At 40.8% G+C, this 18,516-nt stretch carries 16 protein-coding genes and 1 pseudogene; 3 read left to right on the forward strand and 14 right to left on the reverse strand.

Annotation, left to right across the window (positions count from 1 at the left end; all coding sequences use genetic code 11):
* Positions 1-228: 228 nt before the first annotated feature.
* Positions 229-717 (reverse strand): annotated as a pseudogene (locus tag Q0993_RS15695) (integrase core domain-containing protein); the annotation flags it as partial.
* Between Q0993_RS15695 and Q0993_RS15700 the strand changes: the two are divergent.
* The gene (locus Q0993_RS15700) at positions 628-906 is read left to right on the forward strand and encodes a hypothetical protein (protein ID WP_299534992.1); all 279 of its coding nucleotides are present in this window, start codon (positions 628-630) and stop codon (positions 904-906) included. The pseudogene Q0993_RS15695 and the gene Q0993_RS15700 sit on opposite strands and share 90 nt — an antisense overlap.
* A gap of 74 nt (positions 907-980) precedes the next feature.
* Here the strand turns inward: Q0993_RS15700 and Q0993_RS15705 are convergent, their stop codons facing one another.
* The 12 genes from Q0993_RS15705 to Q0993_RS15760 form a co-directional block, all read right to left on the reverse strand.
* Positions 981-1,370 (reverse strand): transposase, encoded by a 390-nt coding sequence (locus Q0993_RS15705; protein WP_299534770.1) that lies wholly within the window; start codon positions 1,368-1,370, stop codon positions 981-983.
* A gap of 149 nt (positions 1,371-1,519) precedes the next feature.
* On the reverse strand, positions 1,520-2,197 hold the full coding sequence (locus Q0993_RS15710) for a metallophosphoesterase family protein (protein ID WP_299534772.1): 678 nt from the start codon (positions 2,195-2,197) through the stop codon (positions 1,520-1,522).
* Entirely contained in the window at positions 2,194-3,156 is a 963-nt protein-coding gene (locus Q0993_RS15715) for an ATP-grasp domain-containing protein (RefSeq protein WP_299534774.1), read from the reverse strand. Before Q0993_RS15715 ends, Q0993_RS15710 begins: the two co-directional genes overlap by 4 nt.
* Positions 3,157-3,259: 103 nt before the next feature.
* Positions 3,260-4,432, reverse strand: coding sequence for an OmpA family protein (locus Q0993_RS15720; RefSeq protein WP_299534777.1), 1,173 nt, complete (start codon positions 4,430-4,432; stop codon positions 3,260-3,262).
* 113 nt (positions 4,433-4,545) lie between these two features.
* A complete protein-coding gene (locus Q0993_RS15725) occupies positions 4,546-5,058 on the reverse strand; it encodes a hypothetical protein (protein WP_299534780.1) in 513 nt (170 codons plus the stop codon).
* The gene (gene bshA / locus Q0993_RS15730) at positions 5,015-6,160 is read right to left on the reverse strand and encodes an N-acetyl-alpha-D-glucosaminyl L-malate synthase BshA (RefSeq protein WP_299534782.1); all 1,146 of its coding nucleotides are present in this window, start codon (positions 6,158-6,160) and stop codon (positions 5,015-5,017) included. Before bshA ends, Q0993_RS15725 begins: the two co-directional genes overlap by 44 nt.
* A gap of 120 nt (positions 6,161-6,280) precedes the next feature.
* Positions 6,281-9,193, reverse strand: coding sequence for a glycoside hydrolase family 3 N-terminal domain-containing protein (locus tag Q0993_RS15735; protein ID WP_299534784.1), 2,913 nt, complete (start codon positions 9,191-9,193; stop codon positions 6,281-6,283).
* 109 nt (positions 9,194-9,302) lie between these two features.
* A complete protein-coding gene (locus Q0993_RS15740) occupies positions 9,303-9,785 on the reverse strand; it encodes an ABC transporter ATPase (RefSeq protein WP_299534786.1) in 483 nt (160 codons plus the stop codon).
* 73 nt (positions 9,786-9,858) lie between these two features.
* Positions 9,859-10,650: a (Fe-S)-binding protein gene (locus Q0993_RS15745; RefSeq protein ID WP_299534788.1), complete on the reverse strand. Its 792-nt coding sequence runs from the start codon at positions 10,648-10,650 to the stop codon at positions 9,859-9,861.
* Position 10,651: 1 nt separating this feature from the next.
* Positions 10,652-11,983, reverse strand: a complete 1,332-nt coding sequence (locus Q0993_RS15750; protein WP_299534790.1) for a (Fe-S)-binding protein — start codon at positions 11,981-11,983, stop codon at positions 10,652-10,654.
* Entirely contained in the window at positions 11,984-12,952 is a 969-nt protein-coding gene (locus Q0993_RS15755; RefSeq protein ID WP_299534792.1) for an MlaD family protein, read from the reverse strand.
* Positions 12,953-13,006: 54 nt separating this feature from the next.
* The gene (locus Q0993_RS15760) at positions 13,007-14,365 is read right to left on the reverse strand and encodes an N-acetylmuramoyl-L-alanine amidase (protein WP_299534795.1); all 1,359 of its coding nucleotides are present in this window, start codon (positions 14,363-14,365) and stop codon (positions 13,007-13,009) included.
* A gap of 142 nt (positions 14,366-14,507) precedes the next feature.
* Here Q0993_RS15760 and Q0993_RS15765 point away from each other — a divergent pair, with 142 nt between their 5' ends.
* Positions 14,508-17,225, forward strand: coding sequence for a putative LPS assembly protein LptD (locus tag Q0993_RS15765; RefSeq protein WP_299534798.1), 2,718 nt, complete (start codon positions 14,508-14,510; stop codon positions 17,223-17,225).
* Positions 17,226-17,272: 47 nt separating this feature from the next.
* Entirely contained in the window at positions 17,273-17,653 is a 381-nt protein-coding gene (locus Q0993_RS15770; RefSeq protein WP_299534801.1) for a RidA family protein, read from the forward strand.
* Here the strand turns inward: Q0993_RS15770 and Q0993_RS15775 are convergent.
* A complete protein-coding gene (locus Q0993_RS15775) occupies positions 17,646-18,497 on the reverse strand; it encodes an N-acetylglucosamine kinase (protein WP_299534804.1) in 852 nt (283 codons plus the stop codon). The genes Q0993_RS15770 and Q0993_RS15775 overlap by 8 nt on opposite strands.
* Positions 18,498-18,516: the final 19 nt, after the last annotated feature.

An 18,516-nucleotide genomic window follows, 5' to 3' on the forward strand; every position in this document is an offset into this window, starting at 1 on the left:
CATGCATTAGGAATTTGAATGGAAACATTAGCACCAACCTTTTCAAGGCAAAACTGGAGTTGAGATATAAATCCTTATAGGAAAACATTCTTACCAGGGAAGAAGGGTTATTTTTCGGATACTTTGGGGATAGTGTAAATTAAACTCTGTCAAATGTTTATAATTCCCCTCATCCTTAGGGCAGTTTTCTTTAAAAATAAATGTCTTGATGATGACCTCCTCCCATATTTAGGTACCAGTGCTAACTAGAGAATCCAAGCTATTTTGATTCATTTCAATGTACTCCATGGGACATATCCCCAACGAGCTGTGCGGTCTAAAACCATTGTAATCCTCTCTCCAAATATCGAACTTTTCCTATGCATCTTCCAAAGAAAAGAATCAGTTGGCATTCAAGCATTCGTCCCTGATTGAGCTATTGAAACTTTCTATGAATGGGTTTTCAGTAGGTATGCCTGGTCTTGAGAAGTCTAATTCCACGTCGTTCCAGTATGCCCACTTGTCCAATATTATACTGATGAACTCGCTCCCGTTATGCACTATGATGCGTTTAGGGAGTACTTCGTTCCCTAAACTAATGGTTTCCATCACCTATACGACATCACTTCCCTTAAGCGACTTTCCCACATGGGTCGCAAGACACCTGCGACTATAATTAGCCACTACGGCCAAGGCCCTGAAATGTCTACCATTATAGAGCTGGTAGCACACAAAATCCCCGTCTGCCGAGAGGTGGGCATGCTCCAACACTCGTTCAAACTTAAGGCGTTACCCTCATTTGGTCGTCTATGTAAGGCGGAACGGTTGCACTATGGGTTCTGGCGTATCCATATCCTTTTAAGGCGAGAAGGCTTTATGGACAATCTCAAGCGCATGTATACGGGTTTATTTGTGAGGAAGGACTGAATCTAAGGTCAAAACGTCCGAAACGCAATCGTACGGAAGCAATCTCGTTCATCCAAATACAAAAAAGTTCATCACTACCCCCCTTTGGCCTTATAATAGAACACGCTTTTGTGCAGCAATACGGGCTCACAGCAACGCTGAATGGAGATGTTGTACTTCATCCTGATGTTATTGACCATCCCGGGCTTTCGGGAAGGTTTCAGAACTTTCTTCAGCACGTCCTTCAAGATTTGTTTATCCAAACTCAGGTCGGCTACCAGTTTCTTTAACTGTGAATTCTCCTCTCTGAGGTTCTTCAACCTATGTAGTTCCGAGACCCCCAGGCCACCGTATTTCTTCTTCCAATCGTAGAACGTGGCCTCGCTGATACCCATCTTCCGACAGACCTGTTGGATACGCGTGTCTGTCTCCACCTGTTTGATCGCAAATACGATTTGCGACTCCGAATACTTTGATCGTTTCATAAGCAAATACTTGTTTAAAGTTAAACATTTATTCGCCCGGAATCCTCTAAATTAAAACTGTACGGTTTAAAGAGAGGGGGTCATTTTAGGGAGGGTTACACTTAGTTTAGCTTTAAAGCATTTGATTATTGTTACAAACTACAATGTTCTTATTCAAGTCGACATAAGTTTTTGGCACCTGTCTTTAGACTACCGTAATAATAATCGCTAAAACCGGCCCTTTTCATTAGTTGAAATACTTTTTCCATATCGTACTCAACACGATGCAATGATATAGAATCATCCTCGACAATAGCAAATGCCGCTTTTGGGTTATTATCCCGTGGCTGTCCTACGGACCCGGGATTACAATATGTTTTGTCTCCGTATTGTTGTAGTACTTGAATATGCGTATGGCCGGACATAAATACTTTACCAGCAATTTTTGAAAAATAGTCCTTGGAAGGTTCCCAGATATATTCGTCAATTGGATTGGACCAACCTCCATGTACCATATGAATGTTCCTAACAAATCTCTGAATTTGGCTTTTTCTCAACCAATCCATATTAGCCTTGGTGATTACCTTCTTCTGATACTCTAGGCAATCATTGACACTTCTACTTCTCGAACAAAAGCCACCACTGCACAAATACCAGTCATGATTGCCCATTAAATTTGGGATTTCACGTTTAATGAGTTCTTCACAACACTCATTGACTTGGGAAAAATAGCCTACTACGTCCCCTAAACTATAAACTTCCGACACTCCCAATCTGTCCAATTCACGCAATACCGATTTAAGTGCCTCGTAATTTCCATGTATGTCCGATATAACTCCTATTTTCATGAGTAAACTATGTAGTCTTCAATATATCTAATTGCCTTTCCGTTTCTAATTTTTGGTTGTCCCGGAATTTTTTCATCCAAAAAATATTCGATTGACATTAAGGCGTCATTATACCCAAAGGCATATCGCATTGATGTTGACGAGGAAAAACGCGGATTGATCTCTAATAGATAAACCGCTCCATTGTGTATCCTAAACTGAAAGTTTGTGGGACCAATGGGCTTCAAAATCTTGCAGATGTTACGAACAGCTGCTTTAATCTGATTGTTATCAACAACCTCTGCCAAATTGGTGTACCCTCCCTTGGACAATTCTCTCTTTAGGGTAATTATCGCATAATATCCGCCTTTTCCATCACAAAATGCGCTGGTTGTGAACTCCTCATCATCCTTGCCAATTAGGGGCTGGACCATTAAATTCTTGCCAATCTGCCCTTTGTGAAGTTCAAAATCCTCTTCCTTCAAAACCCTAACAATCCCCTTGGAAGCATTGCCCCTTCTTGGTTTTAATAGTAGTGGCAGACCAAATTTGCTCTCCAATTCCCTAAACTCAGAAGAAAGCGAACTAGGTATAACATGGGGACAAGCACTATTTTCCAATACTTGGTAAAATTCCCATTTGTCCTTACATAAACAAACCAAGTCTTGAGTATTCAGAACTAATTTCGCACCAGTTGACTCTATTTGTTCTCGATGGTCAGTTAGAAAAAAGACATCTTCTTCAAAACTGGGAATTACCAAATCTATATTATGGTCTTTAATTACTGAAATAACCCAGTCGATATAGCCGTCCGTACCGCTAAAAGGTGCTTTAATGCAAATATCCGTAAAAGCTGGTGCAATGGAGTCTTTATGAATTGTAGTACCGATTAATCTGTACGGTTTCTTTGTGCTCCTAATTGATTTTAAAATTCCATATCCTATAAGTGAACTCGCACCCGTTACCCAAATATTGGCCATGTATAATTCATTCGATTTACAAATTTATTTATAAACATGACATACACACGTTATAGTCCATAGAAAACCGACCATACATCATAAAAACAAGGTCTGCCAGTTATTAATAAAATATCAGAATGAATTCGGACCTCCTATTGATTCTGTGCTTCGCTTCGGGGCAATAGGTGTTATCATCACACTCATTTAGTAGATTGTCCTCACCATAGGCCTCTGTGGATAGTTTGGCAGCATCTATTCCTAAACTCAATAGATAGTCCCTGGTACTCGCAACACGTCTCTCGGAAAGTCCTAAATTGTAAGTAGATGGTCCCCTTGAGTCCGTACCCGAGGCGATTTTGATTTTAAGGTCAGGATTTTCCTTTAGAATATTTGCCAATCCTTCAAGGGCTTTTTTGGAATCGTTGTTTAGGGAGTGGGAATCAAAATTGAAATATACGTGCCCAAGTTCCTTTATTTTATCTTCTATGCGTTGCCTTCGCTGTTTCTCTGCCTCAATCCTCGCCTTTTCCGCTAAGGCCCTTTCTTTTTCCTCCGCCAATCGTTGGGCTAGTGCCGCTTCCTCCTTCGCCCGATTCGCTGCAGCTATGGAATCATTTACACGTTGTTTCTCTTTTTCCATTGCTTCAATGAGGGCTAGTTTTTCCAACCCTTTTTTGGACAATTCCTTTTTTATCCCAAATCTATAAACCACCGCCGCTGAATGCTGTAATTGTTTTGTAGACTCCTCTGGAATTCCCCATTTGCCCATAGTATTAAAATTTAAACCCCATCGATCGCTAAACCAAGTATTAAAGCCAAAACCGGCATTTGCCGTACTTCTCCCAACCGAGCCTATTGAGCTATAGCCGACACCAACATGAAGATAAGGGTCAAACCATCCGGTTTCTCCGATAATCTTGTTGACATCATAACTGATCTTTCCATCAATAGCAAAGTATTCCCTAAGACTGTTATTTATGGCACCATCCACAATCTTACCTTCCTTATATCTATTGTAGGTGCCAATAGCTTCTACGCCAATTCCATTTCTAAAAAACCTACCAATACTTATTCTGGAAGGATACGGAACCGTGTGCCAAGTATCACCAATATCCAAAATGCCTTCTCCAAAGGGTGTAGCGGAATCATCTACAATGTTAATGCCCAGACCTACCACCCAGGAACTAACGACAACGCTATCCTTAGAGGTGAGTTCCAGATTCTCTTCTTGTGAAAAAGCAGGATTAAAAACAAATGAGATTAGTACAAATAAATGTAGGGCATAGCATTTCATAGGTTCAAAAATTTAGGACTAATACTAAGGTAAAGGTATGGCAAACAGTTATTTACTAAAAGCCTTAGCCATGAAAAGCGATTTTTTTCGATGGACTACATGAGGGTTTTCGTTCATCGATTTTTTTGGAAGATAATCTTCTTTTGGGTAGAAGGTATTTTGTAAATGCTAAATGGGCTTGTAATGACGAGGGAAGCACCTTTTTTTTGCTTCTCTTCCAAAGTGGGAGTTATAATGATGGAATGGTCCGTTACATCCGCTATGGACAGTTTGGGCCGGACATGTTGATTTATTTCACCGCTACAATAAATTAGGACTGTCTCCTTTGAAAAATCAACTTCTGGCAGAGGAAGGCCCGGTTTTCTGGTTCTATTTACATTTACAAAAAAAGCTTGTAGTGTTTTGGTGTTGGTGATAATACTTGTTTCCTCAATATCCAAACCGCTGTAATCATCCTGCAACAATAAGGTAAGTATAGGGTCTGTATTTGATTTTTCCTGATCTTGCTCCAATGCTCTCTTTTGACCATAACAGGAAAGTAGAAACAAGGTTAAAAGAGCAATAAAGCTACTACCTAGTATCCTACATAAAGGAATTCTTGTATCTGCTTTTATAGGCTTTCTCATAAATGGCCTCATATAAGGGCAATACTTTTAGAATATCGAACTTCAACGCTACGTTATAAGCATTTTGTTTAAATTCCTCCAACCGTTTTTCATCCTCAAGGATTTTTATTGCATTCCTGGCCATGTCTTCCACATCACCCACCTCACTTAAAAAACCGGTTATACCATGCTGATTTACCTCGGGAATTCCACCAGTATTGCTAGAAATTATGGCCACTTTGTTGATCATAGCTTCCAAAGCGGCTAAACCAAAACTCTCCGACTTTGAAGGTAAAAGGAAGAGATCCGAAAAACAAAGTATCCTATCTATTTCGTGGCTATTCCCTAAAAAAATTACCTTTTCACTTATCCCAAGGCGATCACAAAGTAGTTCTGCATTCTCTTTTTCGGGTCCTTCTCCGACCATAATCAACTTTGCCGGCATTTCTTCCTGTATCCGATAAAAAATATGAATGACATCGGGGATATGCTTTACCTTTCTAAAGTTACTTATGTGCGTGATAATCTTTTCTTCATCCTTGGCCATCAAGGATCTTTGGCAATCCTTAAAAGAGACACTATACTTACTTTTATCAATAAAATTGGGGATTACTTCTATTTCCCTTTGGATATCAAAAAACTCCAGTGTACGTTGCTTTAAATTTTCAGAGACCGAAGTAACGACATCGGATTGATTGATACTAAAGGTTACCGCCGGCTTGTAAAACGGATGATTGCCTACCAAGGTAATGTCCGTGCCATGTAAAGTAGTAATCATAGGTACAAAAATACCCTCCTCTTCCAGCATCTTTTTGGCCATGTATCCGGCATAGGCATGCGGGATTGCATAATGTACATGCAATAGCTCTATGCCATATAATTTTATGGTATCCACCAGTTTACTGGATAGGGCCAGTTCATAAGGCTGGTAATGAAATAAGGGATATTCCGGAACATGGACTTCATGAAAGTGTATCCTATTGCCAAGAAGTTCCAAGCGTACCGGTTGTCTGTAAGTGACAAAATGTACCTCGTGGCCCCTTCCGGCCAAAGCTATTCCCAGTTCCGTGGCTACAACACCACTACCCCCAAAAGTAGGGTAACATACTATAGCGATTTTCATTTTTCAAATGTAATGAAAACGAAATTGTCGATTAGTATGGCAGTTGGTAATTAAGGAAAGTTTATGAGTTTAGAAATTAACGGTCCTTGAGTATTGCAGTATACCGATTTAAAACTTCAATTAATCGATAATGGCATCATAGATCGCTTGCTGAATTCTTGTTCTCAGTCCCGATTTGACCAAAAGGGTATTGGAGGCAGTTGGGTATGTCCTATTGGATAAAAAAACATATACCATTTCCTCCTCGGGATCGGCCCATGTATAAGTGCCTGTAAAACCACTATGGCCAAAGCTTTTTCGAGAAACACATCCGCAAGTAGGTCCCTTATCCTTTAGTTGAGGTTTATCAAAGCCCACTCCCCTACGTACGTCCTTATCACAAAAATAACAGGTATTAAATTTTTTGACCGTCCTTGAATCCAAGAATCTCGTTCCACCATAAAATCCGCCTTGCAAGTACATCTGCATTATCTTGGCTACATCATTAGCATTGCTAAAAAGCCCTGCATGTCCACCAATACCTCCCTGCATGGCAGCCCCCATATCGTGAACATACCCTTGTATTATTTGATAACGAAAATATTCATCGACTTCGGAAGGCACAACTCGGTTTCTGGGAAATCTATTTAAAGGATTAAAACTTGTATTAAAGGCTCCTAGGGGCCTATATAAGAAGTCATTGGCCAATTTGTCCAAGCGGGTTCGATAGGCCTCCTCGATGTATTTTTTCATTACAAAATAGGCCACGTCGCTATAGCGATATCTATTGGACTTTAATCTTTGTCTACCAATTCTATTATAAATGGAATCCTGATAGGCATCCGTTAGATAAAGATTATCCGAAACCTTAAAGGAAAAACCATCCGCAGGCTCATTTCTATAAAAATCCTTGGAAGGCTTCCTATCCTTGTCCAGTGTGTCTACATAAAAAGCTATCCATGCCGGAAGCCGCCCATAATGGGATAAAGCCTTTAAAACCGTGACGTTTTTCAGTTCTGTATCCGAATATTCCGGCACAAGCTCCTGAAAGGTGTTGTTCAAAGCAATTTTCCCCTCTTCCTCCATTTTCATTACCAAAGGCAAAGTAGCCAGTATCTTGGTAAGGGACGCCAAGTCATAGATATGGTCCGATGTAATATTCTCGGTAGATTTATAAGTTGGCCTTCCAAATCCTTTATTATAAATCACTTTACCCTTTCTTGCGATCAAAACTTGGGCTCCCGGATACATCAATGAGTCCAGACCATCCGATACCAATCTATCTATTTCGGCTAATTTCGTTGAACTCATACCCACACTTTCAGGGAAACTATATCCCAATCGCTTTAATGGCTCAAGACGGATAGAAGTATTTACCGGAAAATCCGGGTGCGCTGTTACTGGAAGGATTCCTTTGGCAGGTATGGCTCCAAAAATAAGTTGGGCGGTTTTTCTTTGGGCCATATCACTGTTCTGATAGGCAACTACTACCCCATCAATGCTCTTAAAAGATGGCACATCCATTAAGGCATAAGGTTTGGTAAAAACCGCCAAAATTGTATTTGATGTTCGCTGCTTTGCGATTTCCGACAACCATACGCGCTCTCTTTCCGAAAGTTTATAGGGTTTCCATGGACTATCATTGCTCCTATGATATCCGATGATGATCAAGTTATAATCCGTAAGTTTTCTTTTCAGAGTTACGATATCCTTCCCGTTGATCTGGGCTACCGAGGCATATTTATTCAATTCTTCAAAAAAGGGGTCACTATCAGCATCTCCAAATTTAACATAGGCTATCTTCTTGTTTTCCAATTTCTTGATGCCCATAAGGTGAAAATTATTCTTGACCACGGTAATGGCATTTTCGATGGCTTCCTCATAGACCAAATCATCTCTTAAGGAATTTAAATCCTTATAAAGGTTCTGTACCTGTACAGGTTCGTAGTTGTTTAGTCCCACCTTATATTTGGCCATCAGGATTTTTTTTACCGATGTCGATAGTCGCTTTTCCGTGATTCGACCCCTTTGATAGGCCTCCAAAAGCTTTTCCTTTGCTTTTATAATATTACCGGGCATTAATAGGATGTCATTGCCTGCCAAAAATGCTGCCAATTCCACTTCGCCCTCATCACGGGTAGCGGTTACCCCCTTCATATTCAGGGCATCGGTAAAAACCAATCCGTTGAATCCCATTTCCTCCTTTAGAAGGCCCGATATAATCTGTTCGGATAGGGATGAGGGAAGATTTTCTTTTATTTCCAGGGCCGGAACATTAAGATGGGCCACCATAACACTACTAAGACCTTCATCAATAAGCTTTTGAAAGGGATATAGTTCAATGCTATCCAATCTTTGCCGGGTGACATTAATAAGGGGTAGCGCATGATGTGAATCCGTGGCCGTATCCCCATGTCCTGGAAAATGTTTACCACTTGACAGTATCCCTGCCCTATGCATGCCCCTCATAAACATAATCCCCTTTTGGGCCACGTTTTCTTTGTCCTCACCAAAAGACCGATTGCCAATAATCGGGTTTTGTGGATTTATATTGATGTCCACATCCGGGGCAAAATTGATATGAACTCCTAACCGTTTTGCATGTAATCCTATCCGATAGCCCACCTTCTCCAAAATAGAGCTATCTCCAATGGCCCCCAAGGTCATGTTCCAGGGAAAGGCATATGTGGAATCCAAACGCATGGACAATCCCCATTCCGCATCCATACCCACAAGCAAAGGGAGTTCGGAAATAGCTTGATATTCGTTGGTAAGCTTGGCCTGCCTTTGCGGGCCTCCGGTAGAAAAAATAACACCCCCAATTCCATGTTCTTTTATGAAATCCTTTAGCTTGTCCGTACTCGTTTTACCTCGATTTGAAGCTACGCTTATCATGAACAATTGACCAATTTTTTCTTCCAAGGTCATCTTATTATATTGTTCATCTACCCAAGAAGATTGTGCCAAACTATCTTTTGCAACCAAAGGGTTCCTTTGTCCTTGGACATCTAAAACAACAAGAAAGAACAAAGAAATAACTAAGCAGAATCGCATATAAAAATATCTAAGGGGAAAAACTGAAAACCAAAAAAATTATTGCATTATATCTATTTGATGATATGGGCATCTTGCGCTTAGCACAACTTTTACACCAACCGGCAAATCACATAAATCGGGCATGCCAGCTCTCCGATGCCGGCACTTCCCAATGTTCTTTGTACTCCGCTTTGTTGGTTACCAAATTATTGAAAACAATAGTCTTTTCGGATACCGCCTTTTGCTTGGCCATTTTTTTGAAATCCATCAAAGGTTTGTAGGCTATATATTCCCCTTGTTTGTAGGACACGTTCATTTTATCCAATAACACCACGTTATATTTTTTTTCCAAATGTTGCATAAAGTGAACGGATGCATCTATAGAGCAGCCTGAAGCGGCATTTTTGGACTGATCCAAACCGATAACAATAAAACGGCCATAAGGAATCTCATAACCCGCCTTTAATTCACTGCCATGGGCTGTCCAATTCTGGATAAAATCGTCCATTTCCTGCTGTAGATGCTCCAACTCCTGTTGGCTAAAGCTCCTACTCGCTTGATAGATCCAGATTCTGGAGGTATTCGGCAAATCGTTGAAATGCACTAACATATTTTGTAGAATTACTGATTAAAAATATAAACTCCAAACCAAATCCCAAAGGGATTATTACAGTGCCCGAGGTTTAAGGGTCTTCCGAATTGGCAATTAATTCGGCTACATCCATAACCCTTATGGCACCTTCCTTTTCCTTATTCTTAACTCCGTCCGTCATCATAGTATTACAAAAAGGACAAGCCGCGGCAATGATATCCGGTTTTGTCTCGAGGGCCTGTTCCGTCCGCTCAATGTTCACATCCTTATCCCCTTTTTCCGGCTCCTTGAACATTTGCGCTCCACCCGCACCGCAACATAATCCTTTCTTTTTGCAATTTTTCATTTCGACCAATTCAGCGTCCAACTTCGCTATCAAATCCCTAGGTGCTTGATAAACGTTATTTGCCCTACCCAAATAACAGGGATCGTGATAGGTTATCCGTTTCCCTTTAAATTTCCCTCCTTCCAAGGTAATCTTGCCATTCTTTATCAATTCATCCAGAAATTGGGTATGGTGCATTACTTGGTAATTCCCTCCAAGTTCAGGATATTCGTTTTTCAGGGTGTTGAAACAGTGTGGGCAAGCGGTGACCACTTTTTTAATTTCGTACGCATTTAGGACTTCTATGTTGGACACGGCCTGCATTTGAAATAAAAATTCGTTGCCCGCCCTTTTGGCCGGATCTCCAGTACAGCTTTCCTCCGTCCCCAAAACGGCGAAGGATACTTGTGCCCGATTCAAGATTTTCACAAATGCCTTGGTTATTCTTTTGGCACGGTCATCAAAACTTCCGGCACACCCCACCCAAAATAGAACTTCCGGTTGTTGTCCTGTAGCAGATAGCTCTGCCATGGTAGGCACCTTTAATTCGCTTTCCATACTAATCTTCTTTTGCCCAATTGAGTCGATCCATTTGATTGAATGGCCATGGAGCTCCGTTATTCTCTATATTGCCCATCATATTGTTAAGTTCGGAGGGCGCCGCGGATTGCTCCATCACCAAGTATTGTCGCATGTCCATTATGATCGACAAAGGGTCTATACTTACGGGACAGGCCTCCACACATGCATTACAGGAAGTACAAGCCCAAAGTTCTTCTCGAGTTATATAATCGTCGAGCAATTGTTTTCCATCATTCTCGAATATCCCTTTGTTGGCATCCAAATTTTTTCCCACCTCTTCCAATCTATCCCGAGTATCCATCATGATTTTTCTTGGGGACAGTTTTTTACCGGTCTGATTGGCAGGGCACTCGTTGGTACAGCGGCCGCATTCGGTACAGGTGTAGGCATTTAACAACTGTATTCTTGTCAGGTCCATTACATCGGAGGCACCAAATTTAGGGACTTCCTCTCCAGTTTCAACTTCGGAGGAATTGGCATAGGGATCCGCTGAAGGGTCCATCATCAACCTTACTTCATTGGTAACAGACTCCAAATTATTAAACTTCCCTTTTGGGCCCAATTTACCAAAGTAGGTATTTGGAAAGGCTAACAGGATATGAAGATGCTTGGAATAATACAGATAATTTAAAAAGAAAAGGATTCCCAAAATATGGAGCCACCAAGCACTACGCTCAATCAAAATCAAAGAAGACATGGACATGCCATCAAAAAAAGTTGTGAAGAATTGACTTATGGGAAAAGCCCCTGCCTTGGTATAATGGGCAGCATCCAAATGCTGCAATTGATAATCCGCCCCGTTCATGGTCAAAAAGAGAACCATAAGAATCAACTCTATATAAAGAATCCAGTTTGCATCGGTCTTGGGCCAGCCAGTCATTTCCGGCTTTATAAAGCGTCTTAAACGGATAAGGTTTCTGCGTACCCAAAAAATAACTACGGCAATAATAACCAACAGGGCCAATATTTCAAAGGTGGCGATAAGAAAGTCGTAAATCCGTCCCAAAGAGGAAAAAATGCGATGGGTTCCCAAAACACCGTCAATAATGATTTCCAGGACTTCTATATTAATGATTATGAAACCTAAATAAACGATGATATGAAGCAATCCCGGAATCGGCCTAACGACCATCTTGGTCTGTCCGAGTGCTATCCTTAACATATTCTTCCAGCGCATGGAGGTATTGTCCGTTATAACCGCCTTTTTACCCAATTTTATATTCCGGGCCAATTTCTTAACATTTCGGATAAAAAATCCAATACCTGCTACCAAGGCAGCAACAAACAAAATATTGGGAAGATATTGCATTTATTGTTCATCTGTTTTCTCAGCAGGGTCGTTCTCCGGAACAGTATACTCCTTTTGCTTTTTACCGAATACGGAAACATTGACATAGCGTTTGGGATTTAACCGGAAATCCTGTAAAAGCAAATCCAATTCCCTTGAGGCATTGCTCAAATTAATGTACAACTCTTCGTTATTCATAAGTTTGCCCAAGGTTCCATCACCCTCCTCTATTTTGGACATTACCTTATCTAAACTGGCCATAGTGGATTCTAGATTGGCCAGGGTTCTTCCCAAACCTGCATTGTTCAGGGAATCTGAAAGTTTTGAGAAATTATGGGTAAGCTCCTTGAAATTGGTCAAAGAACTATCTAGCTTACCTTCATTATTCTTTAATAACCTGTTGAGCACCTCGGCACTTCCCTGAAGGCTATTTACCAAGCCGCTGAGGCCATGTATGGCATCCCTTAGATCACCTCTGGCCCTGTCATCCAGCACATCGTTTACATTCATTAGTACAGAATCCGCATCGGTAACCGCTGACTCAAACTTCTTGAATAATGGGGTTAGTTTTTGTTGTGCCAATTCCGTCAAGCCGGGCCTGGTCTTTGTGGGTAGCGTGTCATATTTGGTAACCATGGGAGCCCCATCAAAAATCGGGTTTATCTGCAAGCCCTTGCCCCCAATGATTCCGGTATCATAAAGTTCTACAGAGCTGTTTTTTGAAAACTCAAAATCACTTTTTACCGAAAAGGTAACCAATAATCTCCCTGAATCATCACTAAATCGAATGTCATTGACCGTTCCTACATTGTAACCGTTGATGGAAACAGGGGTCCCGGGCTGTAATCCACCAACATTGTCATAAATCGCGTAAAGCGTTATGTTGTCATCAAAAAGAGGAGTCGATTTTAAGTAACTAAATCCTAAGACAAACAACAGGATTCCGCCAATAACAATGATTCCTGTTTTGATTTCCCTAGACAGCTTCAAAAGGATAAATTTTCTATTGCCAACAAAATTAGAAATAAATTTTGAAGACGAGAGTTATTCGGAAACGTATTTTAAGGCTTCAGGAACAGAAATACGCTTCCCATCCTTATAGGCGACTATAAAGGATGTTGTGTACCCTTTTAAATCCGCATTAGATTTTAACATTTCTGCTTCTTTATAAGAATTAGTGCTGCCATACAAGTATCTAAAAAGGTTCAAGTAGGGTTCTTTGGAAATTTTATTAAGACCTTTAAAATTACCCGGTGTAGGGCTTAAGTCCTTTGAGCTTGCCATTAATTGTATCTTAAACACGATACTGGCCAAAGATTTAATGGACGTCTCCTTACTCTTAGGAGGCGTCATGCTCTTCGGATTTTCAATGGTACTGCTACTGCTATTCTGCTGAGGGGTTTCTTCTTGGGCAATCTCAATGGCCTTGGGAGTATCTTCCGGTGTTTTTGAGGGTGGGATATCCTTTTTTTGCGTTTCTCCCAATGGGGTACCTGATTCCTTTATATCGGACACATCCTCTTTAGTCTGTTCCATTTCTGCCTCCATAACAACCTCATTGTTTGATGGCGGTACTTCAGGTGTAGGTGTGGCTTGTACCTGTATTGGGACATTTGACGTATTGGCTTCTACGTTACCCTTGTATTTCAGGATGGCTTCAGCAATAGCCGTACCCATTTCGCTTTGTCCTTTTTGTGAATTTAGATAGGCTCCTTCGGACCTATTGGTTAAAAACCCGGTCTCCACCAATACACTGGGCATAAATGTTTGGTGCAATACAATGAATCCTGCTTGTTTAACTTTCCTATCATTTCTTTTTAGTTTCTCGGAAAACTTTTCCTGCATTATTTTGGCAAGTAATATACTTTGATCTAAAAATTCTTCCTGCATAATGGTCAATCCAATAATGGATTCGGGAGAATTGATATCGTAATCCGCATATCTCGTTTCATAATTATCCTCCAAATAGATTACCGAGTTTTCCTTTTTGGCTATTTCAAAGTTTTGTTTGTTGGCGTGTAATCCAAGTACAAAGGTCCCAGCTCCGTGGGCGTCTGAAGAATGTGAATCACAATGTACGGATACAAAAAGGTCCGCATTGGCTTTGTTGGCTATCTCACCTCTTACGAATAAATCTACAAACGTATCATCTTTCCGGGTGTATACCACCTTAATATCCGGATGGCGTTCCAACATCTCCCCAACCTTTAGGACAATTCCTAGGGCGATGTTTTTTTCCAAATATCCATTTCCTAGGTTTCCGGGATCATGGCCGCCATGACCGGCATCCAAAACAACAACAAATGGGTCATTATTATCCGGTTCGGTACTGTTCTTGTTGAAGGCAATAAGTAGTGGCGCCGACAATAAAAAAATGATAGGAAGAAACCGTTTTACTTTCATAATAACGTAGCGTTTTGATGCTCCCTACTTGGTTAAATTTATGGTAATACCCTATTAGGGGAACAAAAAATATATGTAAGTTTGATCTCCAATCCCAAAGCTAGGGGGAAGCCAAACCTTTACAAAAATAGGATATATAGCCTTGCAATCAAATAAACATTTTCTTTTCCTATTGCTGCTTTTGGTTGGTTCAATTTGGCTAAACGCCCAAGAAGACCAAATTATTCCATTGCCCATAAAAGCGCAAAAGGACACTATAATAGCCCCCCTATTTCCCATTACTGCCTTACAGGATAGTATCCCCAATGATTCTACCCAGACGGACTCCTTAAATAGGAAGGAATCCATTCTACTGGATCAAATTAAATATAAGGCCAAGGATTATGTTAAGTTGAGCCAAAAAGACCAAAAAATATATTTGTACAATGAAGCCGAAATCTACTATCAAGACACCGAACTAAAGGCGGGCATCATTATCCTGGATTACATAAAAAACGAGGTTTACGCCGGCCGCATTAAAGATTCCTTAGGCAATTACACGCAAATTCCTTTTTTTAAACAGGGAAGTAATGAGGTAATACCAGATTCTATCCGTTTTAACTTTGATACCCAAAAAGCATTGATATGGAATTCACGTACCGAGCAACAGGCCGGTCTAGGTCAATTGGGAAGTGATGCCATGAAGGTATACGCAGAGATTACCAAAAAGGAAAACGACTCTGTATATTTTTTAAACGAGGGAAAACTAACCACATCCAAGGACACCATAGATCCCGATTATTACATTAGGGTTAGAAAGGCCAAATTTGTACCCAAAAAAAAGGTTATTGCCGGGTTTAGCAACCTTTATATTGCGGATGTCCCCACACCCATAGCCTTGCCCTTTGCCTATTTCCCTCTTACTGTTGGCCGTACTGCAGGATTAATGATGCCTACCTTTGGAAATGATCCGGACCGTGGGTATTTTCTTCAAGGCGGTGGATATTATTTTCCCATAAGCGACTATGTAGATCTCACCCTTACAGGTGACTTTTATACCAATGGAAGTTATGGCTTTAGGGGTGTATCCATTTATTCCAAACGCTATAGATATCAGGGAAATATCAATTTCAGATATGAAAATCTAGTCACCAGTCAAAGAGGTTTCAGCGATTATAGCAGACAGACTATATATAATATTCAAATACGTCATTCCCAGGATGCCAAAGCCAATCCCAATTCGCGCCTCCAAGCCTCAGTGAACTTAGGGAGTAGCACCTATTTTCAGAACTCGTTATTACAACAAAACCTACCCAATACCCAGAATAATAGCTTAAATTCATCCATCTCGTATTCCAAGACTTTTCCGGAATATCCTTCGGTAAATTTAAGTCTTACGGCCACGCATAACCAGAATACGAGCCCTAATGCCCCTGAGGATAATATTCAAATGACCCTGCCCACGTTTCAAGGTAGTCTAGAGCGAATATTCCCCTTCGCCAAACGCGATGGAATTAAAAAAGGTGTAATCCAAAATATCAATTTTCAATACGATGTAAATGCGCGAAATAGCCTTACCACAAACGATGATGATTTTTTGACAGGGAGGATGTTCGACAATGCCAGGGTTGGGGCACGGCACAGGATTCCCATAAGCACTAACTTTAAGGTAGCCAAATTTTTTAGTGTAAGTGTAGGAGGAAATTATGAGGATGTATGGACCCTTGAGACCTTTAATCAGCGCTTTGATGCAGAGGAGGATCGTGTTGTACGTGATACGATAAGCGGATTTGACCGTTACAATACCTACAATTTTAGTGCAAGTATAGGTACTACGCTCTATGGAACATTCAATTTCGGGGAGGATAAAAAAATACAGGCCATCCGTCATGTCATGCGACCTTCACTAAGTTATGGTTTCGCTCCTTCCTTTGAACAGTTTTATGATGAGTATATAGATGGAGATGGAGAAGTAGTGCAATACAGTAGGTTTCAAGGGACCTTAAACGGAGCTCCTAGTTTGGGGAGATCTAATAATATAGGATTTTCACTGGCCAATGTCTTTGAGGCCAAGGTGAGGGATAAGGATTCGACGGCCACGGAACCTAAAAAGATTCCGCTACTTAGCAATCTAAACTTGTCCACAGGTTATAATTTTGAGGCAGATTCGTTACGATTAAGCCCTTTGAACATTAATGGGGGTACCAATATTCTGAACAATAAAATGGCCATTAACTTCTCAGCCGGCTTGGATCCTTATGCCATAGATAATAATGGTCGCCGGATAAACACCTTTAACATAGATAATGGGGGCAGTCTTTTTCGATTGACCAGGGCCAATGTTAACATTGGGTATTCCATTGACAGCGAGACATTTGGTAAAAAAAAGAAGGAGGAAGGTGAAGAGGATGATGAAAACCCTTATGATTATGTCGCTCAAAGTGGCGGTAGGACCGATGACCTTTTTGGTCGTGCGGATCAATTCAATGAACCGCCCAGGGGGGGAGACGAAAGGGAATCCGAAGATGTGGAAAATCCGGTTTACGGCACCAAAATTCCATGGAATTTTAGATTGGCCTATTCCGCCACATATGCGAACAACCAGCGCCAAAATGAATTTAGCAGTCATTCCCTTATGTTTTCTGGAGATATTCAATTATCCCCTAGGTGGAAGGTCGGTGGCTCCTCCGGATACGATTTTAAGAACAAAGGGTTTACCCTAACCCAGCTTCGTTTTGAACGGGATTTAAAAAGTTTCCAGCTCCGTTTTAACTGGACACCCTTTGGAAATTTTGAACGCTGGTATTTCTTTATCGGAATAAAAAGCTCCATACTCAGCGATTTAAAATGGGAAAACCGAAGTCAACCGCCTCCTAGATAAGGTGAAACAATATTCATTTTTTACAAAACGGCTTAAACCAAACTACAATGAAAAAAATCATAAGCACTTCCAAAGCTCCCGCCCCAATCGGTCCTTATAATCAGGCAATATTAAGTGGCGACACTTTGTATGTTTCCGGACAGATTCCGATAGACCCTAATACTGGACAATTGGTAAAAGGGGATATTTTTAAGGAAACCCATCAATCCATGAAAAATCTTGCGGCTATTTTGGACGAGGCCGGAATGAATTTTGAAAATGTAGTCAAAACCTCGATTTTTTTAAAGGACATGCATCAGTTCAAACAAGTTAATGAGGCATATGCATCCTATTTTAACGCGGATACCGCTCCAGCCCGAGAAACCGTGGAAGTTGCCAATCTGCCCAAATTTGTAAACGTAGAGATTTCTATGATAGCCGTTAAATAGTCTGTTTGTGAAATTCAACCAGTCCATCAATAGGACGCTGACGAATAACACCTAAAACCAAATCATTCCTTTCTACCACTGCTTTGAGTTCGTCCTTTAAATAATGGGCGATACTGCCAACAAAATGTACGGGAACTTTGGTAGCCAGCTCAAACTGCATTACATGGTTGTTAATAAACTGCTGAAATCCTTTGTCAATTACACCTTTACAATAGGGATGGTCCTTATTTTCCACTAAAAACCTTGCAAAAGTGGCCAGATATGTATTGGGATTGGGCTGTTTATACAAGTTTTCCTTAATGACATCCGCATCCAAGTTATATTCCGTAGAAAACTTCATGGCCAAATCTTGAGGCATTTTGTGATAATAATAATCACGTATCAATTTCCTACCAAAAAAATTACCACTTCCATCGTCCATAGGAATATAGCCAAGGGAAACTACCTTTTGAAACATTTGATGTCCATCGTAATAGCTACAATTAGAACCTGTCCCTAGAATGCAGACAATACCTTGATGCCCCACCTTTGTAGTGGAATAAATGGCCGCGTAAGTGTCCTCCCTTACCTCGGCTTTGGCATTGGGGAAAAACACCTTGAAAATTTTCTTTAGAAATCTTCTCATGCGCTCGGTCCCACATCCGGCCCCGTAAAAAAACAGGTGCTTTACCTTTTTGCTGTTCTTGGAAAGCTCAAAGTTATTGGCCAACCTATCCTCGATTACCTCACGTGTCAATACTTCGGGACTTAGTCCCAAAGTTTGCGTAAAAAACACCTGTTCCCCCTTATCGTCCAAAGCTATCCAGTCCGCTTTGGTAGCTCCACTGTCGACAATTACTACCATATATATCCTTTTAAAAAAA

The organism is Ulvibacterium sp. (assembly GCF_028285715.1).
Taxonomy (GTDB): Bacteria; Bacteroidota; Bacteroidia; order Flavobacteriales; family Flavobacteriaceae; genus Ulvibacterium.